The sequence below is a fragment of the Bacteroides sp. 3_2_5 genome, assembly GCF_000159855.2.
Taxonomy (GTDB): Bacteria; Bacteroidota; Bacteroidia; order Bacteroidales; family Bacteroidaceae; genus Bacteroides; species Bacteroides fragilis.
In genome coordinates this window covers 56,018-80,044 of the sequence record NZ_JH636044.1, presented here as the reverse complement: position 1 = coordinate 80,044, position 24,027 = coordinate 56,018, and the positions used below count along the sequence as shown (strand labels likewise).

At 42.8% G+C, this 24,027-nt stretch carries 18 protein-coding genes; 4 read left to right on the top strand and 14 right to left on the bottom strand.

Annotation, left to right across the window (positions count from 1 at the left end):
- Positions 1-119 precede the first annotated feature (119 nt).
- On the bottom strand, positions 120-647 hold the full coding sequence (locus tag BSHG_RS17135; RefSeq protein WP_005782842.1) for an RNA methyltransferase: 528 nt from the start codon (positions 645-647) through the stop codon (positions 120-122).
- 456 nt (positions 648-1,103) lie between these two features.
- On the opposite strand from BSHG_RS17135, the gene nadA reads away from it, so the two are divergent.
- Complete coding sequence (nadA, locus tag BSHG_RS17140; protein WP_005802044.1) at positions 1,104-2,096, top strand: quinolinate synthase NadA; 993 nt, start codon at positions 1,104-1,106, stop codon at positions 2,094-2,096.
- 590 nt (positions 2,097-2,686) lie between these two features.
- Here nadA and BSHG_RS17145 read toward each other — a convergent pair.
- The 4 genes from BSHG_RS17145 to BSHG_RS17160 all read right to left on the bottom strand — a co-directional run bounded on the left by BSHG_RS17145 (position 2,687) and on the right by BSHG_RS17160 (position 8,419).
- Positions 2,687-3,271: a non-canonical purine NTP diphosphatase gene (locus tag BSHG_RS17145; RefSeq protein WP_008657811.1), complete on the bottom strand. Its 585-nt coding sequence runs from the start codon at positions 3,269-3,271 to the stop codon at positions 2,687-2,689.
- A gap of 10 nt (positions 3,272-3,281) precedes the next feature.
- Positions 3,282-4,181, bottom strand: a complete 900-nt coding sequence (locus BSHG_RS17150; RefSeq protein ID WP_005783550.1) for a YitT family protein — start codon at positions 4,179-4,181, stop codon at positions 3,282-3,284.
- A gap of 14 nt (positions 4,182-4,195) precedes the next feature.
- The gene (gene leuS, locus BSHG_RS17155) at positions 4,196-7,027 is read right to left on the bottom strand and encodes a leucine--tRNA ligase (protein WP_008657809.1); all 2,832 of its coding nucleotides are present in this window, start codon (positions 7,025-7,027) and stop codon (positions 4,196-4,198) included.
- A 315-nt stretch (positions 7,028-7,342) separates the two neighbouring features.
- Positions 7,343-8,419, bottom strand: coding sequence for a 6-bladed beta-propeller (locus BSHG_RS17160; protein ID WP_008657808.1), 1,077 nt, complete (start codon positions 8,417-8,419; stop codon positions 7,343-7,345).
- 733 nt (positions 8,420-9,152) lie between these two features.
- Between BSHG_RS17160 and mutS the strand changes: the two genes are divergently transcribed.
- Positions 9,153-11,768: a DNA mismatch repair protein MutS gene (mutS, locus tag BSHG_RS17165; protein ID WP_005783545.1), complete on the top strand. Its 2,616-nt coding sequence runs from the start codon at positions 9,153-9,155 to the stop codon at positions 11,766-11,768.
- On the opposite strand, the gene BSHG_RS17170 is transcribed toward mutS, so the two are convergent.
- The 5 genes from BSHG_RS17170 to BSHG_RS17190 all read right to left on the bottom strand — a co-directional run bounded on the left by BSHG_RS17170 (position 11,769) and on the right by BSHG_RS17190 (position 17,185).
- Positions 11,769-12,410 (bottom strand): chloramphenicol acetyltransferase, encoded by a 642-nt coding sequence (locus tag BSHG_RS17170; RefSeq protein ID WP_005797145.1) that lies wholly within the window; start codon positions 12,408-12,410, stop codon positions 11,769-11,771.
- Entirely contained in the window at positions 12,407-13,240 is an 834-nt protein-coding gene (gene lgt / locus BSHG_RS17175; RefSeq protein WP_005783541.1) for a prolipoprotein diacylglyceryl transferase, read from the bottom strand. The genes BSHG_RS17170 and lgt overlap by 4 nt, the downstream gene beginning before the upstream one ends.
- Before the next feature lie 10 nt (positions 13,241-13,250).
- A complete protein-coding gene (locus BSHG_RS17180) occupies positions 13,251-14,180 on the bottom strand; it encodes a ketopantoate reductase family protein (RefSeq protein ID WP_008657807.1) in 930 nt (309 codons plus the stop codon).
- A 295-nt stretch (positions 14,181-14,475) separates the two neighbouring features.
- On the bottom strand, positions 14,476-15,579 hold the full coding sequence (gene ychF / locus BSHG_RS17185) for a redox-regulated ATPase YchF (RefSeq protein ID WP_005782865.1): 1,104 nt from the start codon (positions 15,577-15,579) through the stop codon (positions 14,476-14,478).
- A gap of 220 nt (positions 15,580-15,799) precedes the next feature.
- The gene (locus tag BSHG_RS17190; RefSeq protein WP_008657805.1) at positions 15,800-17,185 is read right to left on the bottom strand and encodes a DUF4932 domain-containing protein; all 1,386 of its coding nucleotides are present in this window, start codon (positions 17,183-17,185) and stop codon (positions 15,800-15,802) included.
- A gap of 172 nt (positions 17,186-17,357) precedes the next feature.
- On the opposite strand from BSHG_RS17190, the gene BSHG_RS17195 reads away from it, so the two are divergent.
- Positions 17,358-18,170 carry an alpha/beta hydrolase gene (locus BSHG_RS17195; protein WP_008657804.1) on the top strand — a complete coding sequence of 271 codons (813 nt, stop codon included), beginning with the start codon at positions 17,358-17,360 and terminating at the stop codon, positions 18,168-18,170.
- Between the two features lie 147 nt (positions 18,171-18,317).
- Entirely contained in the window at positions 18,318-19,265 is a 948-nt protein-coding gene (cysK, locus tag BSHG_RS17200; protein ID WP_005783534.1) for a cysteine synthase A, read from the top strand.
- 97 nt (positions 19,266-19,362) lie between these two features.
- On the opposite strand, the gene BSHG_RS17205 is transcribed toward cysK, so the two are convergent.
- The 4 genes from BSHG_RS17205 to rnr form a co-directional block, all read right to left on the bottom strand.
- A complete protein-coding gene (locus tag BSHG_RS17205; protein WP_005783533.1) occupies positions 19,363-19,836 on the bottom strand; it encodes a pyridoxamine 5'-phosphate oxidase family protein in 474 nt (157 codons plus the stop codon).
- A 168-nt stretch (positions 19,837-20,004) separates the two neighbouring features.
- Complete coding sequence (locus tag BSHG_RS17210; protein ID WP_005783531.1) at positions 20,005-20,613, bottom strand: hypothetical protein; 609 nt, start codon at positions 20,611-20,613, stop codon at positions 20,005-20,007.
- A gap of 5 nt (positions 20,614-20,618) precedes the next feature.
- Positions 20,619-21,104 carry an RNA polymerase sigma factor gene (locus BSHG_RS17215; protein ID WP_005783529.1) on the bottom strand — a complete coding sequence of 162 codons (486 nt, stop codon included), beginning with the start codon at positions 21,102-21,104 and terminating at the stop codon, positions 20,619-20,621.
- Between the two features lie 700 nt (positions 21,105-21,804).
- The gene (rnr, locus tag BSHG_RS17225) at positions 21,805-23,949 is read right to left on the bottom strand and encodes a ribonuclease R (protein WP_005783524.1); all 2,145 of its coding nucleotides are present in this window, start codon (positions 23,947-23,949) and stop codon (positions 21,805-21,807) included.
- Between the last annotated feature and the right edge of the window lie 78 nt (positions 23,950-24,027).

Sequence of the window (24,027 nt, the reverse complement as noted above, 5' to 3'; positions counted from 1 at the left end):
CAATATCATAAAAACCATATAAATAGAATAATATTACTATTTCTATTTATTTATTTTTAATAATTATACAGTAATTTATTCTAAAGCCATAAGATATTTAACAAAGATCATCTACAAGACTATTTCAACTTTTTAAATAAATCCCAGATCACAATTCCTGCTGTTACCGATACATTCAATGAATGTTTTGTGCCATATTGGGGAATCTCAATACAACCATCCGAATGGTCAATAACCTCCTGCTGCACTCCTTTTACTTCATTTCCCATAACTACAGCATATTTCTTCGAACGGTCCAGTGTTAACTCATCCAACATGATACTCCCTTCCGCCTGTTCGACAGAGTATACCACATATCCTTCACTCCGGAGGTTATCAACCGTTTCAACTGCGTTATTAACATACTTCCAATCCACTGTAAACTCGGCTCCCAAAGCTGTCTTATGCATCTCGGGATGGGGAGGAGTAGCCGTAATTCCACACAGATAAATACATTCAATCCGGAAAGCATCTGCCGTACGAAACACAGAACCGATATTATGCAAACTCCGTATATCGTCCAACACTACAACTAAAGGCAATTTATCAGCTTCTTTAAACTCTTCTATACTTATCCGGTTCAGCTCGGTTATTTTCAATTTTCGCATGATGATGTCGTTTCTGTTAGTATGTTGCAAAAGTAATTCTTTTCTTGTTAACATAGGTGTTGATAACGGTTTAAAACCTGTCAAAAGAATCAGCATATATTTTGAAAACTAATTCTTGCATTATTCAAATGAAGGTATAAGAGCAACAGGATATGAACAATACAAAAAAGTTAGCTTCAACTTTCCAAGCATACTTCAACAGATTTTTCAGTACTAATTAGCCTGTTTATATCCATAAAGTTTTTAACTTTGCACTTTATCAACAAGGTGTTAATGAAGTTAGCAATATAGCTTATTATCAATAAATAGACACGTTCATAAACTGATTATAAACTTAGATAAGTAACTAATAACTTATCCGGCAAGAAAAAGCCGGTTTATTTGCTAACACTATTAACAGGCTATAATCACTAACAAAGGATTTCTTTTTAAAAGAAGAGAAAAAATAAGAATATAATGAATCGAGAAGAATGGGTGAATAAGGGATTCGTTGACGAGCCCGTAGACAAAAGCATTGATCTGAAAGCAGCCATCAATGAACTGAAAAAAGAAAAGAATGCAGTAATCTTGGGACACTATTACCAGAAAGGTGAAATACAGGATATTGCCGACTACATTGGGGACAGTCTGGCTTTGGCTCAAATTGCAGCCAAAACCGATGCGGATATTCTTGTGATGTGTGGCGTTCATTTTATGGGAGAAACCGCAAAGGTGCTTTGTCCGGACAAGAAGGTGCTGGTGCCCGACTTGAATGCAGGATGTTCGTTGGCAGACAGCTGTCCGGCAGATAAGTTTGCTGAGTTTGTGAAAGCACATCCGGGATATACGGTGATTTCGTATGTGAATACAACGGCAGCTGTGAAAGCGGTGACAGATGTAGTAGTGACTTCGACCAATGCAAAACAGATCGTTGAAAGTTTCCCGAAAGATGAAAAGATTATTTTCGGCCCGGATCGTAACCTGGGAAATTATATCAATTCGATTACAGGACGTGAAATGCTGTTGTGGGACGGAGCTTGCCATGTGCATGAACAGTTTTCGGTGGAGAAGATTGTAGAACTGAAAGCACAATATCCCGATGCGGTAGTATTGGCGCATCCCGAATGTAAGAGTGTGGTATTAAAGTTGGCCGATATGGTCGGATCTACAGCGGCTTTATTAAAATATGCAGTGAACAGTGACAAGCAACGGTTCATTGTGGCCACGGAGGCTGGTATCTTACACGAGATGCAGAAAAAGTGCCCTCAAAAAACATTCATTCCGGCTCCTCCTAACGATAGTACCTGTGGATGCAATGAATGTAACTTCATGCGGCTGAACACGCTGGAAAAGCTCTATAATTGCCTTAAATACGAATTCCCGGAAGTAACTGTTGACCCGGAAGTTGCCAGAGAGGCGGTAAAGCCGATTAAACGGATGCTGGAGATTTCAGCTAAGTTAGGCTTATAAACAGGTTGTGAATAATAAGTTAACTTTCCGGTTAATATTGAATGTATTTATCATATAAAAGAATCGTATTATACTTATATATAAAGGTATAATACGATTTTTTGTTATTAACAAGATCGGTTGAAATACCTGTTAATAATAAGTGTATAGTGTTTAAACAGGAAAGATCCATTGAATGGCGGTTACTCTTTAGGAAAAAGAGGGATAAATTGGATAAAGGACCAGAGAAAAAGGATAGAGTCCGGAAGAATAAAGTAAAGAGTATAGAGTAATAACATGGGGATGTTTTGCTGAATAAGATCCCCATGTTATGATATAAAACATCCGGATGTTCTAATGCAGAACATCCGGATGTTTTTGTAATGTAAGCTTAGTGTTTCAGGATGAATGAAGTATTGAAATGAATTTTATTCAGCTTCGTTATGTATTTCGCATGTACCCATTCATCTCCTGATGTTTGATGTCATATTTGGTCACATTAGTAGCGGGTGGGGAAGTGCCGTCTGCCGACATCGGTAAGTATAAAAAAATCCTTCGGTTTGAAATTATATTCAGCCGAAGGATTCATTTTATTTATTTCGTTTTATCGATCAGATTGAACGAAGAAATTCACATAGTTTGTTCACAGCCAAAGCACGATGACTGATTTGATTTTTAATTTCATTACCTAATTCGGCAAAGGTCCGGTCGTATCCTTCAGGAACGAATACCGGATCGTATCCGAATCCGGAATCACCTCTTTTTTCTTTGATTATTTCGCCTTTTATGATTCCTTCGAAGAGATACTCCTTTTCATCCAGAATGAGCGAAATAGCTGTACGGAACTGTGCTCTACGGTTGTCTTTTCCTTCCAGTTCGTGGAGGAGTTTCAACATGTTGGCTTCCGCATTGTGTCCTTCTCCACCGGCATAACGGGCCGAATAGACACCCGGAGCACCTCCCAGTGATTCAACTTCCAGTCCCGTGTCATCGGCAAAGCAGTTTAATCCGTAGTTCCGGTAAATAAAAGATGATTTGAGGTATGCATTGCCTTCAAGAGTCTCTGCTGTCTCCGGAATATCTGTATGACAATTGATGTCATTCAGGCTGAGTAGCTCGACTTTATTCCCTAAGATAGCAGATACTTCTTCCAGCTTATGTGCATTATTGGTTGCGAAAACAAGTTTACGTTTCATTGTATGCAGTTTATTTTATTTTCAGGCGGTCGAATCCTTCACCATATACACCGATTACCGAACTCTGCGAGATAAAAGCATTCGGATCGATATCTTTCACTAAACGGAAAATATCGAGTGACTGACGTTTGTAGGCAAGTACAACTAATACTTTTACATTATTCTGGCTGTACCAGCCCAATCCGTCAAGTACGGTCACTCCCCGATGGGTTTCTTTCGTAATGCGGTCGGCAATCTTTGCATAATCTTTCGAAAAGATAAAGAACTGTACCGATTGACGGGCGCTGTTGACTACATAGTCCAGAACGAAACCGATGATAAACAAGGTAACGAAACCGAATATCACTCTGCGCCAGTCGTTAAAGATGAAATAGCATGAACTGATGATAATGATATCACAGAACATGATCATTCGTCCGAGAGTAACGTCCTTATATTTATTAACAATGGCTGCAATGATATCGGTACCACCTGTGCTGCCGTTATTATTAAATACCACCCCTAATCCGAGACCACACATGATGGCTCCGATGATGCAAGCCATAAAGTCCTGCCCTTCTCCTACCAACTGAAGCGGAGCTCCTTTATCGTCCACAATGATCAGTTGGAAGAACCATAGGAAGAAAGTGAGCATAAAGATGGCGTATGTCGTCTTTATACTGAATTTCGGACCGAGTATCTTAATAGCAAATGTCATCAGGACAGCGTTGATGATGAAGTAGGACCATTGAATGGGGAAACCTGTTGCATAATAGATGATGGCACCGATACCGGTTGTTCCACCTGTAGTGATCTGATAAGGAATCAGAAAAGCTGTCCAGCCTAATGCATAACTTATCAGTCCGAGAGTGATGAAAATATAATCTCTCAACTCTCGCATTACATCGGATTTTGTGGGTTTACTAATCATTTTGTGTGTAGGTATTAAATAACAATGTTAACAATCTTCTTCGGGACTACGATAACTTTCTTCGGTGTTTTGCCTTCTGTCCATTTTAACGAGCGTTCGTCGGCAAGTACAGTGGCTTGAATCGCGTCGCTGGCGGCATTAGCCGGAAATTCCATATTGAAACGTGCTTTACCATTGAAAGAAATGGTGTAATTAACCGTATCTTCTACCAGGTATTGCTCGTTGAAAGCCGGCCATTGTGCATCGCATACAGAGGTGGTGTTTCCCAGTGTATCCCATAACTCTTCGCATACATGCGGAGCAAAAGGTGCAAGAACTACGATGAGTTGCTCCAATACCTCTTTTTTATTGCATTTCAGACTTGAAAGTTCATTGACACAGATCATGAAAGCACTTACTGAAGTGTTGTAAGAGAATTGTTCGATATCACCGGTTACTTTCTTAATCAACTTATGGAGTGCTTTTAGTTCTTCTTTGGTAGCCGGTTCGTCTTTTACCAGATATTCGCCGTTTCTGTCATAGAACAATGACCAGAATTTTTTGATGAAACGATGTACGCCATCTATTCCGTTCGTATCCCAAGGTTTGGACTGTTCAACCGGTCCGAGGAACATTTCGTACATACGGAGTGTATCGGCACCGTATTTTTCAACAATCATATCCGGATTTACCACATTGAACATAGATTTACTCATCTTTTCAACAGCCCATCCACAGATATACTTGCCGTCTTCCAGAATAAATTCGGCAGTTTCGTATTCGGGTCTCCAAGCCTTGAAAGCTTCCAGGTCGAGGATATCGTTGGATACGATGTTGACATCTACGTGGATAGGAGTAACTTCATATTGATCTTTCAGATTGAGAGATACGAAAGTATTGGTATCCTTGATACGATAGACAAAGTTACTTCGTCCTTGTATCATTCCCTGATTTACAAGTTTCTGGAAAGGCTCTTCGGCTACGGAGATACCCCAATCGTGCAGGAACTTATTCCAGAAACGTGAATAAATCAAGTGTCCGGTAGCATGTTCCGTACCTCCTACATATAAGTCTACATTTTTCCAGTACTGATCCACGGCGGGAGAAACGAGAGCTTCGTGATTGCGCGGATCCATATAGCGCAGATAATAGGCGGATGAACCGGCAAATCCCGGCATCGTATTCAGTTCCAGTGGGAAAATGGTTATATTATCAATGTTTTCATTGTCAGTCACGCATTTGTTGACAGTGTCCCATGCCCATTTAGTGGCATGTCCCAATGGTGGTTCACCGGTTTCGGTAGGAAGGAATTTTGCTACTTCCGGCAATTCCAGCGGGAGGCAACTTTCATCAATCATGTAAGGCATTCCGTCTTTGTAGTAAACCGGGAATGGTTCGCCCCAATAGCGCTGACGTGAGAAAATTGCATCACGCAGACGGAAATTGACTTTCACACGGCCTAATCCGGTTGCCTTGATATATTCTTTAGTTTTGGCGATTGCTTCTTTTACGGTCAATCCGTTCAATACGAGTCCACCTTCGGGAGCTCCCGGACGGGGAGAATTCATCATGATGCCTTCTTTGGCGTCGAAGCTTTCTTCACTGACGTCGCAACCTTCGATCAGCGGACGGATTTCCAGATTGAAATGTTTGGCAAAAGCATAGTCACGGCTATCGTGTGCAGGAACAGCCATGATGGCACCTGTACCGTAACCTGCTAATACATAATCGCTAATCCATACCGGTATGGGTTCGTTGGTCAATGGGTTAATGGCATAGCTTCCGGAAAATACGCCGCTTACGCTACGGTCGGCAATACGTTCGCGTTCGGTACGTTTTTTGGTACGGTCCAGATAAGCATCTACTTCGGCTTTTTGTTCCGGAGTGGTCAACTTGGCTACCAATTCACTTTCCGGGGCAAGCACCATGAAAGTAACTCCAAATACGGTGTCGGCACGGGTTGTAAAGATAGTAAATTCAATATCCGAATCTTTCACTTTAAAGTTCATTTCAGCACCTTCGCTGCGTCCTATCCAGTTGCGTTGAGTTTCTTTCAGCGAGTCGGTCCATTCTACGGTTTCAAGTCCGTCGAGCAAACGCTGTGCATAAGCGGATACGCGCAGGCACCACTGACGCATCACTTTTTGAATAACGGGATAACCGCCTCTTTCGGAAACACCGTCAACTACTTCATCATTGGCAAGTACGGTACCCAAAGCCGGACACCAGTTTACCATTGTATTGCCCAAATAGGCTATACGGTAGTTCATGAGGATTTCCTGTTGTTCTTTTTCGCTTTTAGCATTCCATTCGTCGGCAGTGAAGTCCATTTCTTCGCCACAGGCTACGTTCATACCTTGTGTTCCGTTGGTACTAAAAGCTTCTATTAACTCTTCGATGGGACGTGCCTGTTTTTCATCATTGCAATAATAGCTGTTGAACATTTTGATAAATGCCCATTGGGTCCAATGATAATATTCCGGATCGCAAGTGCGAATTTCACGATTCCAGTCGAAAGAGAAACCAATCTTATCTAATTGTTCACGATAGCGGTTGATGTTATTAACAGTGGTAATTGCAGGGTGCTGTCCGGTTTGAATAGCATATTGTTCGGCCGGCAGTCCGTAAGCATCATATCCCATCGGGTTCAATACGTTAAATCCTTGCAGGCGTTTATAGCGCGCATAAATGTCTGAGGCAATATATCCCAGGGGATGACCTACGTGCAGTCCGGCACCCGAAGGATAGGGGAACATATTGAGTACATAGAATTTTTGTTTGGATGCATCTTCATTTACCTGGTAGGTATGGTTGTCTACCCAAATTTTCTGCCATTTCTTTTCGATCTCCCTGAAATTATATTCCATAGCGATAACCTTTTGTTTATAGTGATTTATAATATATGCTTTATATGAGGGAGCAAATTTACATGATTATTTTCAGATAACCACGAAGATAGCTAAAAAACAAAATAGGTATGAAAAGGAAGAATCAGAAAATAAAAATCTTATATTTGTTGATAATTTAAATTTTAGTATTTATATTTGTAATCATCGATTAGGTATATGATTACTCAAAAGATAAAAATGATGACATTCATTCAATAGGTTTGAGCACGAAGATGTGCTGAAAGGATAACGAATCGGGATATAGTCTTTGTAAACTATATCCCGATTTCTTTATTATTTTTCCGCTAATATGATCACCGGATTTTCATCATTCTCTTGTATTTCATACGAAATCAGATATTTTCCGTCGTCAGACATACACTTAGGTATGAATGAATGTTCTTCCGGTATGGCGAATGAATTTTCCGGGTAAGAAATTTGAATGCTATTGGATTTCTTTTCTTTCAGGTCATAGTAAAAAAGATAATTCTGTTTATTGGCCCTTGCAGAAAAGAAAAGTTTATTATCCCATTTCCCGATGGGAGTTAAAGTCGCTGCATTGTCAAAGACACTTTTTCTGGGATCGGTTAATGTGTAGCGGGCATCTTCTGCTATTTTGTATTTTCCTAATTCAATGTACCAACGTGGAACGGGTTGATATTGATTATCGATGGAAAAAATGGTATCGTTGAACATCTCTTTAAAGAAAGTCCAGCCATTTGCATGGAATGGATAGCATTCATTGTAGAATACCATTGTCATCTCTCCTTTTTGAAAGGATTTGCCATAGGGTATTTTAGCCAGGATGGTGCTGTCTTTGAATAGGTAAATTTTGTGAGGTTCATTTCCGGTAATATTCTGTATATAACCGGCTTTTATATTATTACCTGATGCAAGGGGAAATACTTCTTTGATATTGCTTTCCGGGATCGGTTCGGTCTTTATCCATTTTCCGTTCCAGTTATATGTTTTAATTTTGTTGGCTATGTCGAAAATGTGAATGCCTTCATCATCTGTCCAAGCATTATTAATGCCGCTATATTCGGTGGGACCTCCTCCTTTGCTACCTATGTTACAAATAAATTTGCCCGACAGATCGAAAAGGGATAAATTATTGTGATGTACCAGTATTTTGTCTTTATGTAGGATTGTTGCGCGGATATTACCTATCAGTACGGAATCATTGGTTTCTAATTGGACAAAGTGTATGGATTTTGCCCATTCTTTCAAAGGGATCTTTTCCGGTTGGCCGTCAAAAAGGGTAGAGAAGTCGATAGTCTGACATTCGGTAGTAGATTCTTTGTTACATGAAGTAAACATGGAGCAGACAAACAGGGAGAGTACAAAGAAACAGGCGGATTTGTTTTTCATAATTGTATTGTGTAACGGATTAATTAAGGGATCTAATATAGGTATTTAAATTATCGGGAAATCATTAACCGACCAAACGTTAAGGTTTTAAAAGCTTTTTTAGAGAAGCCTTATGGAGGGGGATAGATAAGTACGGGCATAAAAAAAGGAGCAACGCCTTGCTCCAACCTTTGTTAACCTTAAATCTAATACTATGAAAAACACATTGCAAAGGTACGGCTTTCTGCGAAAATAGCAAATAAACCAAGTAAATTAGTATGTTTTATAACACGTTTTAAGAAAATAATGTGATTTGTTAAGTGTTGAAAGCTCTGAAATTCTATTTTGGGGTGGATCGGAGACTGTTTTAATACTTCCTTCGGTTGAGAGGATGTTGGGGTATGGACATAAAAAAAGGAGCAACGCCTTGCTCCAACCTTTGTTAACCTTAAATCTAATACTATGAAAAACACATTGCAAAGGTACGACTTCCTGCGAAAATAGCAAGTAATTCGGATAAAAATCGGTGTTTTATAATATATTTTAAAGGATATAATAAAGTTATTAATAAAACAGACTCTTTTTGAAAGGTTTATTTAGAAATGATGATAGCCAAACTTATTATCGGAATAAGGGGCAGACCGATCAATATACATTATTTTAGGTATGGTAAAACTGTCTGTTAGGATAGGTAGATTTGAGGGAAACCGCTATCTTTGCCTTGTTATTTATGAACTTAAAAAGAAGACTATCCGTGAGCAATGATATTGAATTAACCCCGATGATGAAACAGTTTCTTGACCTGAAGGCTAAGCATCCGGATGCAGTGATGCTGTTCCGGTGCGGAGACTTCTATGAAACTTATTCTACCGATGCGATTATTGCAGCTGAAATATTAGGAATTACTCTCACAAAACGTGCCAATGGAAAGGGTAAAACCGTTGAGATGGCGGGATTTCCGCATCATGCGTTAGATACATACCTGCCGAAATTGATCCGTGCAGGTAAGCGGGTGGCCATATGTGACCAGCTTGAAGATCCTAAGACAACGAAGAAATTGGTGAAGCGTGGCATTACGGAGTTAGTTACTCCGGGTGTTTCGATCAATGATAATGTCTTAAATTATAAGGAAAATAACTTTCTGGCAGCTGTTCATTTTGGAAAATCGGCTTGTGGTATTGCATTTCTGGATATTTCTACCGGAGAGTTCCTGACGGCTGAAGGACCTTTTGACTATGTAGATAAGCTGCTGAATAATTTTGCTCCGAAAGAGATTCTTTTCGAACGTGGGAAACGCGGAATGTTTGAGGGAAATTTCGGAAGTAAGTTCTTTACTTTTGAACTGGATGATTGGGTATTTACCGAATCCAGTTCCCGGGAGAAGTTGCTGAAGCATTTTGAAACAAAAAATCTGAAAGGATTCGGGGTTGAGCATCTCAAGAATGGTATTATAGCTTCCGGAGCTATCCTGCAATATCTGGATATGACGGAACATACACAGGTAGGACATATCACTTCGCTGGCACGTATCGAGGAAGACAAATATGTGCGTCTTGATAAATTTACAGTGCGCAGCCTGGAGTTGATCGGTAGCATGAACGATGGTGGCAGCAGTTTGCTTCATGTTATTGACAAGACTATCAGTCCTATGGGAGCCCGTCTGTTGAAGCGTTGGATGGTATTTCCTTTAAAAGATGAGAAACCCATTAACGACCGGCTGAATGTAGTAGAATACTTCTTTCGTAAACCGGATTTCAGGGAGTTGATTGAAGACGAACTGCATCGGATCGGAGATTTGGAACGTATCATTTCAAAAGTAGCCGTCGGGCGTGTTTCTCCTCGTGAGGTAGTACAGTTAAAAGTTGCTTTACAAGCAATTGAACCTATTAAAGAGGCTTGTCAACAGGCCGATAATCCGAGTTTGAACCGAATCGGTGAGCAGTTGAATCTTTGTATTTCTATTCGTGACCGGATTGAAAAAGAGATTAATAATGATCCTCCTCTGTTGATAAATAAGGGGGGAGTCATAAAAGATGGTGTAGATACGGAATTGGATGAGCTTCGGCAGATTGCTTATTCTGGCAAAGATTATCTGCTTAAGATACAGCAACGTGAAAGTGAACTGACAGGAATACCTAGTTTGAAGATTGCTTATAACAGTGTTTTCGGATACTATATTGAAGTGCGGAATGTGCATAAAGATAAAGTGCCGCAAGAGTGGATACGTAAGCAGACGTTGGTAAATGCGGAGCGTTATATCACTCAGGAACTGAAAGAATATGAAGAGAAAATTCTGGGTGCCGAAGACAAGATCCTGGTATTGGAGACTCGCCTGTATACAGAACTTGTACAGGCATTGAGTGAATTTATACCTGCCATCCAGATCAATGCTAACCAGATAGCCCGCATTGACTGCCTGCTTTCATTTGCCAATGTAGCCAAAGAGAACAATTATATCCGCCCGGTGATTGAAGATAATGATGTATTGGATATTCGTCAGGGGCGGCATCCGGTAATTGAAAAGCAACTGCCTATCGGAGAAAAATATATAGCTAACGATGTGTTGTTGGATAACGCTACCCAGCAGGTTATCATTATTACCGGTCCGAATATGGCCGGTAAGTCGGCCCTGTTAAGGCAGACTGCATTGATCACCCTGCTTGCCCAGATTGGTTCGTTCGTTCCGGCCGAAAGCGCTCATATCGGATTGGTAGATAAGATTTTTACTCGGGTAGGTGCCAGTGACAATATCTCTGTAGGAGAATCTACTTTTATGGTCGAGATGAATGAAGCGTCTGATATTCTGAATAATATTTCTTCCCGAAGCCTTGTCCTGTTCGATGAATTGGGACGCGGAACTTCTACTTACGACGGAATATCCATAGCTTGGGCTATTGTAGAGTATATCCACGAGCATCCGAAGGCAAAGGCACGTACGCTTTTTGCTACTCACTACCATGAACTGAACGAAATGGAGAAATCCTTTAAGCGTATTAAGAATTATAACGTATCGGTTAAGGAGGTGGATAATAAAGTTATTTTCCTCCGGAAACTTGAAAGGGGCGGAAGTGAGCACTCGTTCGGTATCCATGTGGCCAAGATGGCAGGCATGCCTAAAAGTATTGTGAAACGTGCCAATGAAATTCTGAAGCAACTCGAATCTGACAACCGCCAGCAGGGAATTTCGGGTAAGCCGCTGGCAGAAGTCAGTGAGAATCGCGGAGGTATGCAGTTGAGTTTCTTTCAGCTTGATGACCCGATTTTGTGTCAGATCCGGGATGAAATACTTCATCTGGATGTGAATAATCTTACTCCGATTGAGGCATTAAACAAACTGAATGATATCAAAAAGATAGTCAGGGGAAAATAATTATTTAAGAAACTCTTCCACCTTTTTATAAAACAGGGATAAGTGATGTCCGTCTATAAATCCATGATGAATGGTCATAGCGATGGGCATCACTAATACACCACCTCTTATAACGGCTTTACCCGCATTCATTAACGGGTAATTACCACCGTGACGATGTTCCTGCGTACAAGTCAGTGAGGTGAAATATAAATCGGGAGTAGCGCTGAGGAGCACTACATCCAGTAAATCACTACCTCCTGTCTTTTCTGCTTCATAAGGATCTTTATCCGGATCTATTCCGCTAATGATGGCTTTGGCTTCTGTGTAGAAAGTCTTAAAATCAGGATACCAGGGAAGTCGTACAGTAAAAAAACGTCCGTTATCTGCCACTTTAATGGGAGTCAGCATATCCACTGTATCGAAATAAACTACCCGTCCTTCAGAATCAATGCGGAATCGGAACTCTTTGATTTCATTGACAGCACGCAACACGGCATAAAGGTAGTGCAGGAAGAAGGATTCTCCGGCGGCTTTGGCACGTGTTCTAGCACCCGAACATTCTACTTCTGAAGTAATGGAGATAGTGGGATTCTGGAAACCAAGGAAAAATTCATAATTTTCTTTTCTTTCCCAGGTTTTAATATCAATTATATGTTTCATTTTACACTCTTTTTCTTTCCGTAGAAAAACATAAAGTAAATGCCGATAATTACGAACGGGATGCTTAACCATTGACCCATGTTCAGTGCCATGCTATTTTCGAAATCCACCTGATTTTCTTTCAGGAATTCTACAAAGAAGCGGAAAGTGAAGATAGCTGTCAGGCAAAGTCCGAAGAAGAACCCCCGATGTAGTTTTTTGCTATAGTTCTTATAGAGGAACATCATTACCAGGAAGAGGATAAAATAGGCGATTGCTTCATAAAGTTGTGCCGGATGCCGTGGTTGCATGTCTACCCGTTCGAAAACGAATGCCCAGGATACATCGGTTACCTTACCTATGATTTCGGAATTCATCAGATTGGCAAGGCGAATGAAACATGCCGTAATAGGAGTGGCTACGGCAATCATATCTACCACATCCATATAATTCATTTTCGTTTTGCGGCAATAGAGCCAGAGAGAAATGATCAGCCCGAGGGTACCTCCATGACTGGCCAGTCCTTCATAACCCGTGAACTTCCATCCACCTCCCGGAAGAAATTTAACCGGAAGTATCATTTCCCAAAAATGATTCAGGTAATATCCCGGATCATAGAACAGGCAATGTCCCAGTCGTGCCCCGATCAGGATGCCGAAAAAACAGTAAAAGAAAAGCGGTTCGAACTTCTTTTCGTCTATCTTCTTATCACGATATTGATAGTGTACCACTATGTAAGCAAAGAATATTCCGATAGCCCACAATAGTCCGTAATAACGGATTGAGATGCCGAAAAGATTAAATAATTCCGGATTTGGGTTCCAGTTGATAGATAAAAGAAGGTTGTTCATATTGATTTCTTTATTGTTTGATGAATTTTTTAGCAACTTCCCGATAAGTAGGCACATCGATACCTTGCTCTTCGGCTGCTGTTATCATGTCAAAGAGCAGACCTTGTACCTCTGATTCGTGTCCGCGTGCTATATCTTTTTGCATGGATGCTGTGCTTTCGGGAGCCAGTTTATCAATTACTTTCAGATTGTATGTGACTATGTCTTCTTTAAATTCAATTCCGAGTTTCTTTCCCAGAGCAGCGCTCTCGGTAGAGAGTCCGATAAAAGTATCGCGCACTTTGCCGGGTTTCTGAACTTCTCCCATCGGGACATCGAAATAAGCTCCGGTGACTGCCATGGCTGAAATAAACGACCATTTAATGAAGGTATCCCGATTGATGTCGGGAGAGATTTCTACTTTGATGCCGCTTTCCTGCAAGTCCCTCTGTACGGCCTCCATCAGCCCTGTCGGAACAAGGATTCCCCGGTGTGCACCATATACCAGACGAAAGATGGTTCCCATCTGAGTGATTTCGCCCGGTCCGGAAACAAAGCCTACAATGTAGATACATCCGTCCAGTACGGTGACTCCCGGTACGAGACGTTGGATGCGCGGTCCTGTGCCGTATACATTCAATATGGGAATTACAATCGTTCGGTCGTGGGCTGCCCGCTTGATAAGCTCTGTGATAGAGTCTACGGAATACCCTTTGACACATACAAATATCACATCAGCTTTTCCGTTATATTCTTCTGCCGTGCAGGCATTTATCCGTAGAGCATATTCACCTTTCAAATCTGATTTCAATTTGAGCCCGTCTTGTTGTATTGCTTGCAGATGTGCTCCACGGGCAATGCAAGTGACGTCTTTTCCGGCAAGTGACAGAAAGCCGGCTATACTTCCGCCTACGCCTCCGGTTCCTGCGATAAGATAACGAAGTCTGTTGGTACTTTCCATATTTATTGATATTTTATGTGTTGCTTGTTAGGCATGATATCCGGTCGCAAAGATAATGATTTGCTTGAAGATAGTAGTAGAAAACCGGGAGTTTTCGTTGGAAGAGAGGAGGGATAACAACAGGAGGAGGTGTCGATACTCACCACAGAGGACGCTGAGTAACACGGAGGAGATTTAAAGTTGTTGATTATTGGTTTTTAAAAAAACTCTGTGATACTCCGTGTTACTCAGTGGTGAAAAGGGTTATGACCCTTCCTCTTCGGTTTATGAATGAAAATAGATGATTCCGGATGAGTTATACATTGAAACGGAAATGCATGATATCTCCATCCTGTACTACGTATTCTTTTCCTTCAACACCCAATTTTCCGGCTTCTTTGACAGCAGCCTCCGAGCCATATTGAAGGAAGTCTTCGTATTTGATAACTTCGGCACGGATAAAACCTTTCTCAAAGTCGGTATGGATCACTCCGGCACATTGTGGAGCTTTCCATCCTTTTTCGTAGGTCCAGGCACGTACTTCCTGTACACCGGCAGTGAAATAAGTCTCCAGGTTCAACAGTTTGTAGGCCGATTTAATGAGACGTGCCACACCCGATTCTTCCAGGCCGATTTCGGCAAGAAACATCTGACGGTCTTCGTAGGTTTCCAGTTCGGCGATGTCAGCTTCTGTTTTTCCGGCTACTACCAGGATTTCGGCGTCTTCGTCCTTTACTGCCTCACGTACCATGTCTACGTATTTGTTTCCATTTACCGCACTTGCTTCGTCCACATTGCAAACATACATTACGGGTTTACTGGTGAGTAAGAACAATTCTTTCGCTATTTTCTGTTCGTCTTTTGTTTCGAACGTTACCGTACGCGCCGATTTGCCCTGTTCCAACGCATCCTTGAATTGAACAAGTACATCATAAGCTTGTTTGGCGGCTTTATCTCCTCCGGTCTGAGCTTGTTTTTGTACTTTCTGGATACGGCTCTCGATGGTTTCCAGGTCTTTTAACTGTAATTCGTAATCGATGATTTCCTTGTCACGAACCGGATTTACACTTCCGTCCACATGGGTTACATTGTCATCGTCGAAGCAACGGAGTACGTGAATGATGGCATCGGTTTCCCGAATATTGGCCAGGAACTTGTTTCCCAGTCCTTCACCTTTGCTGGCACCTTTCACAAGTCCGGCGATATCTACGATTTCTACTGTTGTGGGGACGATGCGGTTGGGGTGTACCAGCTCAGCCAGTTTATTTAAACGTTCGTCGGGCACGGTAATTACGCCTACGTTCGGTTCGATTGTACAGAAAGGGAAGTTTGCCGCCTGTGCTTTCGCATTGGACAGACAATTAAAAAGTGTTGACTTACCTACATTTGGAAGTCCGACAATACCACATTGCAATGCCATAATATTATAGTCTTTTTTATATTATCAATCAGTTGTGTATTTCTATCAAATGGAAGAGTAATCCTGTAAAGTTGAAAAAGAGCAATTACTCTGATATTATTCCGTTTTGGGGTGCAAAGATAATCAATTTTAGGCTAATGCAGTCATCTGCTTTCTCTTTTTGTCCAAAACGGGGTTGCCTTTTATTACCTGGATCACAGACAATGAGAGAGAATTTGTGTCACTCTGCCGTCTTGAAAGAAATTTCGTAGGGTTTTATGGCATCTCCTTCCGGAGTGCGGAAAGAGAGTCCTAAAAGAGTGATTCCATACTCTTTCCCGGGTAACAATTCTACTCCGATAATCACGGTACGGTTGTCATTGGCGTAGTTGACATTTATAATTTTAGGCATTGCTTCCATTCCGAGGTGACCATAATTGAAAGAGTGTCCGCGGCCCACCAAAGGACGGTCGAAGTGGACAGTAATAGTTTTGATGTCGCTCCGAACGGTTGTATCGCCGTTGGTAAATTCGTCGATCGAAACTACTTTGGGACGGATAGAATCATAGTTTGCGGTATATTGGGCAAAGCCTGTATAAGCTTCTGCCAGCCGCGGCATATAGCTGTTGAGGGTCGGGTATGTCGTGCGGTCAGAGGAATACTTCTCGAGTTCATCGACCAGCTTGCTTATCCAGACAAAGCCACGTGTTTTTTGTATGACGGTTTCTTTGGTGATTTCGACAGCCGGGAAGTTATGGTCTTTCATGTATTTTATGACTGCCGCACGTACCATTGCTTCGGTAAGGACAATAGACCATTGTCCATAGGCTTGGCGCGCCATCTGTTCGCCAACCGCAGCATAAATCTGTTCTCCGCTTGTGCGGAACATTTCCGGGTCGAAGTTTATGAATGAATGGTTGAATTCGTGGATTAAGATCGGCAAGATTAATTCAGGCGGATAAACAACCATTCCTACGGAATCGGTAACCCATGCTCCCATGACTGAAAAGACATTATGTACGTTTTCCTTGTCGGTGACACTCGGTCCGTAATTTCCCGGGCCATTGGACATTGAAAGTATAATGTGAAACCGGTCGTTGGACTTCTGCCCGTAGAAATCATTATACCATTGGGTATCTATGCTTTTGTAAATAGGCATAAAACGACTTACAGCCTCTTGATATAAGTTCTCGTTCGAGTGATAAAAGGCATCGAAACGACTGTCTTTGACAAACTTCTTTAGCAGTTTTATGAATGGGCCTACTTGATTCCGATTCCAGCGAGAGTCCAGTGAACCATAATCTGCGGGCAGATTGAACTGGTTATCGAGATTGATGGCCATACTCATCACTGCATCGTATGAAACACCGTCAGTCTTGACCAACGAGCGTGCGAATGATATAAGTTCGTGGTTTTTATAGGGAGAAAAATGCGATTCGATGCGGTCTGTGTAGAGTTTGAAATCGTTTCTGTTATACTCCGGATTACCCGTTAAACGGAAAATAATGCTAAGTAGTTCGACTCTTTTATCTACTGTCGGCCGGATGAGCATACTGTCAGTTTGTGCCTTTACTTGTTGCGCTGCACAGATTAGCAGCGTAAACATGATGAGGGTGATCTTTCTCATATTAAAATAAGTGTTTGGAGGTTATGATATTGACAAAGGTAATTAAATTGGGATTAATACAGTTATTTCTCTATACTTTTTTGATATTGAGTATATAAAGGAACGCATTATTTTTCAAACAGTGTCGTTATTGTAGTATATTTGCCCAAGTAATTCACAAACACTTAATAGCATGAGAAAGTATTTATCATTCATTCTCCTGTTGATTGGCTTGACCTTACAGGCACAGGAGACGTACAAAACAGTAAAAGACATTTCGTATATTCCTGCGGGGGAAACGGACGGTTACCGTAAAGAGCGTTGCAAACTCGATGTTTACTATCCGGTCGGGAAGAAAGACTTTCCGACGATCGTCTGGTTTCATGGCGGTGGATTGGAGGGAGGAGGAAAGTATGTTCCCGAGATGTTTATGAATCAGGGATTTGCAGTCGTCGCTGTCAATTACCGCCTGAGTCCTAAAGCTCAGAATCCGGCTTATACAGAGGATGCTGCCGCTGCCGTGGCCTGGGCTTATAAACATATAGAAGAGTATGGAGGCTCACCGAGACGTGTTTTCGTTACCGGTCATTCGGCAGGAGGCTATTTGACTTTAATGGTGGGACTGGATAAGTCTTATCTTCAGGAATACGGGGTAGATGCCGATAGCATAGCTGCTTATCTTCCTATCAGCGGACAGACTGTGACACACTTCACGATACGTAAGGAACGCTCGTTGCCCGAGGGTATTCCGGTGATCGACCAATATGCTCCTTGCAACAAGGCCCGTAAAGATACACCGCCTTTTGTACTGATTACCGGCGACCGGAATCTTGAGATGGCCGACCGCTATGAAGAGAATGCCTTATTGGCTTCGGTACTAAAGAATATCGGTAATAAGAAGGTATCGCTATACGAATTGCAGGGGTTCGATCATGGGCAGGTATACGTCCCCGGCTGTTGCCTGGTAGCGAATTATATTCGTAATTTTATTGCGGACGGAAGGTAACCTGACGGTCCGGTTGATGTTTTTAAGGGGGAGGCTTCTCCCTCATTCGTAGTATGAATTTACCATACTTATGGTATTGAGAATGAACTAAATCTGCACTACCTTTGTCATATTATTAATAAACAGATATATACTAAATAGACAGATATGGGAAAGATAGCAAAGAAACTGACAGATTTAGTGGGTAACACCCCGTTACTGGAACTGAGTAATTACAATGCAAGTAATGGGCTGAAGGCTCGTGTAGTGGCAAAACTGGAATATTTCAACCCGGCAGGGAGCGTGAAAGACCGTATCTCTCTGGCTATGGTTGAAGATGCCGAAGCCAAAGGGACGTTGAAGTCCGGCGCTACTATTATTGAGCCGACCAGTGGAAATACAGGTGTCGGCCTGGCATTTGTGGCAGCTGCCAAAGGTTACAAACTGATATTGACCATGCCCGATACGATGAGCATGGAACGCAGGAATCTGCTGAAAGCACTGGGAGCGGAGCTTGTGCTTACTCCGGGAGCGAACGGAATGAAAGGAGCCATCGCCAAGGCCGAGGAACTGAGGGCTGCCACTCCCGGATCTGTTATCCTGCAACAGTTCGAAAATCCGGCTAACCCTGCAGTCCATGTCCGTACTACGGGTCAGGAGATCTGGAGAGATACCGATGGAAAGGTGGATATCTTTGTAGCCGGAGTGGGAACGGGAGGTACTGTAAGTGGGGTAGGAGCTGCTTTAAAGGAGCATAATCCTGCCGTACGAATCGTTGCCGTAGAGCCTGTCGATTCGCCGGTGCTGTCCGGTGGAGCTCCCGGTCCGCATAAGATACAGGGGATTGGTGCCGGGTTTATTCCTAAAACTTATCATGCAGCCGTAGTAGACGAGATCAGGCAGGTGGGAAATGACGATGCTATCCGCACCAGTCGTGAGTTGGCTGCTAAAGAAGGACTTTTGGTCGGCATTTCTTCGGGAGCGGCAGTATATGCGGCTACAGAGCTGGCAAAACTGCCGGAAAATGAAGGAAAGCTGATCGTTGTATTGCTGCCGGATACGGGAGAACGCTATCTGTCGACTATCTTGTATGCGTTTGAAGAGTATCCGCTTTGATTATTCTCATTACAGATTACGCTGATTGACACAGACTGACCGACTGCTTATCTGTCGGCTGAAAATTCTGTGTAAATCGGTGTAATCTGTGGTGAATTCATTTTGTATGCGGCACTGCGTACTCCTTTGCCGTAACGCTGTCAATCGGAATCTCCCAGATTTTTACGTTCTTGACTGCCGGATCGGAATACACAAATTCCCGGCTACTGTAATGGCGCATCAGTATATTGAGTGCCTCGCGCTTCTCTTCCGGATCTTCAATGAAGTTCACACGTCCTCTGCAAATCACACTCTTGGCACGCATCCGGTAACTGCATGCCACTTTGGGATGCTGAAATACCAATTCGTGGTCTACACTGAAGGTAATGCAAACACGGTTGTTTCTTGCCAGCATATCGATGCTGCTGCCCGTGGGACCGGAATGCAGATAGATCACCCCGTCCTGATAACCGAAGTTCATGGGAATTACGTACGGATTTCCTTCCAGGTCAGTGATACCTACAAAGCAAATGTCACAGCGGGAGATAATTTCTTCTACTTGCTCTTTGTTTTCAATGATTACTGTCTTCATAACTATATTCTCTTGATAGAACTACAAAGATGGAAATTTATTTTAGATATCCGTGCAGCAACAGGGCATTTACAGGCATTGTTTTTTTGTTTGTTCTGATTTTCGGGATGAATGCGAATCTCCCGGTGCCTGTTGTGATTGGTGACGACAGAATGGTAACCCCCCGTTTCATCTCCCTTCCTGATCTTCAATCTCAAATTGTCTGTACAGTTCTTTCAGCTCTTGCAGGGTTCTCCGGTAATTCCGTTTCAGAGAGCGTTTGATGATCAGAAGGTAAATGCACATGCCGAGCGGAATAACAATGACGTTCAGTATGCCGGGGACGACGTTCGTTGCCATCAGGTAAAACACGTAGAAGCCGATTGCCGAAAGGAAGGAACATGTGTATACAATCCAGTCATATTTGGTATTGAACCTGATGCTTTTCTCAATCTCTTTGATACGGTATTCCAACCATTCCTTTACGGGCATTCCATGGGTATACTTCCGCATCTTGTATGCGGAGCGTTCCCAGAGGAAATAAGAGACGGACAACACGGCCAAAGCGCCCATATCCAAATACATTCTTGTTGCGTTTTGCTCTTTTACGAACTGTGATACGATGAGGAAAACGGCCACGGCAATGATAACGAGCCGGAAAACAGTTCCGGGATACACTGTCTTGATTGATTTTCTGGCAGAGTTGACGACCATTTCATTCAGTCTCTCTTCCGGATACGGTTTGATGGTTCTTTCTATTCCCGCTTTCCAGGTTTCTTTAATGTCATTTGTTTCCATTACGTTTACTTTTTAAATTGTTTTTGTAGCTGACCTTTCAGTCTGTGAATCTTTACGCCGACGGCGGAGCTGCTTATCCCCACTATTCCGGCTATCTCTTCGTAACTATAGTCTTCCATATAAAGCAGCATGATGGATTTGTCTATTTCATTCAGTTTTTGCAGGGCATTGACAAGTCTTTGCCAGTTTTCGTCCTGTTCCTGTTGTTCCCAGGGGTCAACAGGCTCCCCATCCGGCGGCGAGTCACGAAATTCGATGCGGCTGTCCTTTCTTACTTTCGAGATGGAGGTGTTGATTGCCACCGTATAAATCCACGAAGCAGGTTTCTCTTTATTCTGCAACGCCGGAAAAGACCGCCAGAGCTGGTAGACTGTTTCCTGAAAATTGTCCTCCCTGTCGGCTTCCGACCTGAAATATATCCGGTTTACTTTGTGGATAATTCCCTGGTAGGCCGTCAGTAGTTTTAGAAATTCATTCTTGTTCGACTTCATTTGGTTTAATCTTTACTTTATAGTCGGCTGAAAGATGCTTTTATTACAAGGACTATGAAAAAAGGAAGTGTTCTACAGAATTAAGGTATGTATCGGTAAAAGGTGTTTGACCGGGCAGAGCTGTTGCATCAGACTAATTGATGTATTTTGCCTTCATTTCATTTCAAAAAGGTGCTGAATGGCTGTTTCTGCTTACATGTACTTTCTTTTTTAGGGGGCAGATAGGAAGCCAAAGAGCCCGGAGGTGGACTTTTGGGGTTCGATAAACGCTCTTTTCGGATCGGAAAGCCGGGCTTTTCGGGTCGGAGTCCCTTGTTTCCGGCAAAAAGAAGGAGGTGTTTTCCGGAAACGCTTACTTCTTTCGGGTGAAATGCTTACTTCTTTTTCGAAAAGACAAGGAGCTTTGGTTTCATGTTCTTTCTTTATCCCGGTTCTGAAGTAGGATAAGGCTATATGCTCCTCCCGTTGCTCTCGAATGAAGAAGGCTTCCGGAAAGATAAAATACTTTCATATACTCTTTCTTCCTTCCATTTTGTTCTTGTTTTTCCTGTTTCTGCTTTCGGTTAGGTTGCTTCTTTTTCGATTGGGATAATAAAAAGAAAATCGCTAACCCGTAGGGAAAGCGATTTTTCTTTGTGCCCATACTTTTGGCCGTAAATAAGCCGATCTGAGCAAATACGATTATCATTTTGACAGAATGTTACTCTACCAGTGCGAAGTCCAGTTGTTTCTTTTCCAGGTTGGCGCGTGCCACTTTGACGGTGATTGCGTCTCCCAAGCTGTAGATACGGTTTTTACGACGACCGCGCAGGCAGTAGTTCTTTTCGTCGAATTCGTAGTAATCATCGTCCAGGTCACGGATAGGTATCATTCCCTCACACTTGTTTTCGTTCAGTTCCACGTACAGTCCCCATTCTGTTACGCCGGAGATTACTCCGTCGTAGGTCTGTCCCAGCCGTTCGCTCATGAACTCCACCTGTTTGTATTTGATGGAAGCGCGTTCGGCATTGGCTGCAATCTGCTCCATGTTCGAGCTGTGGTCGCACAGGTCTTCGTATTTTGTTTCCGACACGCTGCGTCCGCCATCCATATATCTGGTCACCAACCGGTGCACCATCATGTCCGGAAAACGCCGGATAGGAGAGGTGAAGTGGGTATAATAGTCGAAAGCCAGTCCGTAGTGTCCGATGTTGTGTGTAGAGTAGCGCGCTTTCTGCATGGCCCGGATAGATACGGTTTCAATCAGGTTCTCTTCCTTCTTTCCTTGTATGTCGTCCAGCAGATGATTGATCGATTTAGATACATCCGTCTTGGTTCCGCTTGTGCGGAGTCTGTAACCAAAGCGTGCGATGAACTGAGCCAGATTGTCCAGTTTCTCCGGATCCGGAAGATCGTGGATACGGTAAGGCAGCACTTTGGGCTTTTTACCTTTGGGAGCTTTTCCTATCTTTTCCGCTACGGTACGGTTGGCAAGCAACATAAACTCTTCTACCAGCTTATTGGCGTCTTTGGATTCCTTAAAGTAGACGCTGATGGGTTTCCCTTTTTCGTCGATCTCGAATTTCACTTCGTAGCGGTCGAAGTTGATGGCTCCTGCCGTAAAGCGCTTTTCACGCAGAGCCTTGGCTATGGTGTCGAGCATCAGTATTTCGTCTTTGAAGTCGCCTTCTTTGGTTTCGATGATTTGTTGCGCCTCTTCGTAAGTGAAGCGGCGGTCCGATTCGATGACCGTGTGTACAATGCGTGAGTCTCTCACTTCCCCTTTTTCCGTAATATCGAATATGGCAGAGAAAGCAAGTTTCTCTTCATTGGGGCGGAGCGAACAGATGAAGTTGCACAGGCGTTCGGGCAGCATCGGTATGGTGCGGTCTACCAGGTAGACGGAAGTTGCACGCTTTTCGGCTTCCTTGTCGATGATGCTTCCCTCTTTCACATAGTGGGTCACGTCGGCAATGTGTACGCCGACTTCCCAAAGCCCATCTTTCAGCGGGCGGATGGAAAGGGCATCGTCAAAGTCTTTGGCATCTTTCGGGTCGATGGTGAAAGTGGTTACTTTCCGGAAATCTTCGCGGCGGGCTATTTCTTCGGCGGAAATTTCCGCCGGAATCTTATCCGCGGCTTTCTCTACCGATTGCGGATAGACGTATGGCAATCCGAATTCGGCCAGGATGGCGTGCATCTCGGTAGTGTTATCTCCGGCTTTGCCGAGAATATCGAGCACCTGCCCGATCGGGTTTTTGGCTTTATCCGGCCATTCTGTTACTTTTACCACTGCTTTGTCACCGGTCTTTCCGCCCTTCAGCTTATCTTTGGGGATGAAGATGTCGTTGGCAAGCGTGCGGTTCTCCGTTACGAGGAAGGCATACGATTTCTCTACTTCCAGTGTGCCGACAAAGGTATCGTTGGCACGCTGCAATATTTCAATCACTTCCCCTTCGGCTTCGCACCCGCGGCGTTTGGCATAGAAGGCGATGCGCACTTTATCATTATTCATCGCATGGGCGGAGTTACGCTCTGCGACGAATATCGGATCTCCGCCTCCTTCGGGGATGAAGGAGTTCTTTCCATTGCTTTTGCGCTGGAAGGTTCCGGTCATCTCTATGCCGTGATTGTTAAGCTTATATTTGTTTTTATCTACTTCGGTTATGTAGTCATCAGCCAGGAGATCGGACAGGATATCCATGCAAAGCATTTTTAGCGGATGAGTGGTTAACTTCAGTTCCGAGAAAATATATTTCAGGCTGATCACCTCATCTTGTTTGGCATGGAAGAAATCGAGAACCGCCTTCGACAGCTCTTTCTTCTTCATTCTTTTGCCGGCTTTTTTTTCTTTCTTTTTAGCCATAATTGGTTCGTTTTATATCAATCAGTACAAAGTAAGCGATTAAATATTAATAATTCAAGATTTTCATGTACATTTGCC

Excerpts from the sequence above, each read along its gene's own strand:
- BSHG_RS17135 (WP_005782842.1), bottom strand. The coding sequence starts at position 647 with ATGCGAAAATTGAAAATAACCGAGCTGAACCGGATAAGTATAGAAGAG.
- nadA (WP_005802044.1), top strand. The coding sequence starts at position 1,104 with ATGAATCGAGAAGAATGGGTGAATAAGGGATTCGTTGACGAGCCCGTA.
- BSHG_RS17145 (WP_008657811.1), bottom strand. The coding sequence starts at position 3,271 with ATGAAACGTAAACTTGTTTTCGCAACCAATAATGCACATAAGCTGGAA.
- BSHG_RS17150 (WP_005783550.1), bottom strand. The coding sequence starts at position 4,181 with ATGATTAGTAAACCCACAAAATCCGATGTAATGCGAGAGTTGAGAGAT.
- leuS (WP_008657809.1), bottom strand. The coding sequence starts at position 7,027 with ATGGAATATAATTTCAGGGAGATCGAAAAGAAATGGCAGAAAATTTGG.
- BSHG_RS17160 (WP_008657808.1), bottom strand. The coding sequence starts at position 8,419 with ATGAAAAACAAATCCGCCTGTTTCTTTGTACTCTCCCTGTTTGTCTGC.
- BSHG_RS17170 (WP_005797145.1), bottom strand. The coding sequence starts at position 12,410 with ATGAAACATATAATTGATATTAAAACCTGGGAAAGAAAAGAAAATTAT.
- lgt (WP_005783541.1), bottom strand. The coding sequence starts at position 13,240 with ATGAACAACCTTCTTTTATCTATCAACTGGAACCCAAATCCGGAATTA.
- BSHG_RS17180 (WP_008657807.1), bottom strand. The coding sequence starts at position 14,180 with ATGGAAAGTACCAACAGACTTCGTTATCTTATCGCAGGAACCGGAGGC.
- ychF (WP_005782865.1), bottom strand. The coding sequence starts at position 15,579 with ATGGCATTGCAATGTGGTATTGTCGGACTTCCAAATGTAGGTAAGTCA.
- BSHG_RS17190 (WP_008657805.1), bottom strand. The coding sequence starts at position 17,185 with ATGAGAAAGATCACCCTCATCATGTTTACGCTGCTAATCTGTGCAGCG.
- BSHG_RS17195 (WP_008657804.1), top strand. The coding sequence starts at position 17,358 with ATGAGAAAGTATTTATCATTCATTCTCCTGTTGATTGGCTTGACCTTA.
- cysK (WP_005783534.1), top strand. The coding sequence starts at position 18,318 with ATGGGAAAGATAGCAAAGAAACTGACAGATTTAGTGGGTAACACCCCG.
- BSHG_RS17205 (WP_005783533.1), bottom strand. The coding sequence starts at position 19,836 with ATGAAGACAGTAATCATTGAAAACAAAGAGCAAGTAGAAGAAATTATC.
- BSHG_RS17210 (WP_005783531.1), bottom strand. The coding sequence starts at position 20,613 with ATGGAAACAAATGACATTAAAGAAACCTGGAAAGCGGGAATAGAAAGA.
- BSHG_RS17215 (WP_005783529.1), bottom strand. The coding sequence starts at position 21,104 with ATGAAGTCGAACAAGAATGAATTTCTAAAACTACTGACGGCCTACCAG.
- rnr (WP_005783524.1), bottom strand. The coding sequence starts at position 23,949 with ATGGCTAAAAAGAAAGAAAAAAAAGCCGGCAAAAGAATGAAGAAGAAA.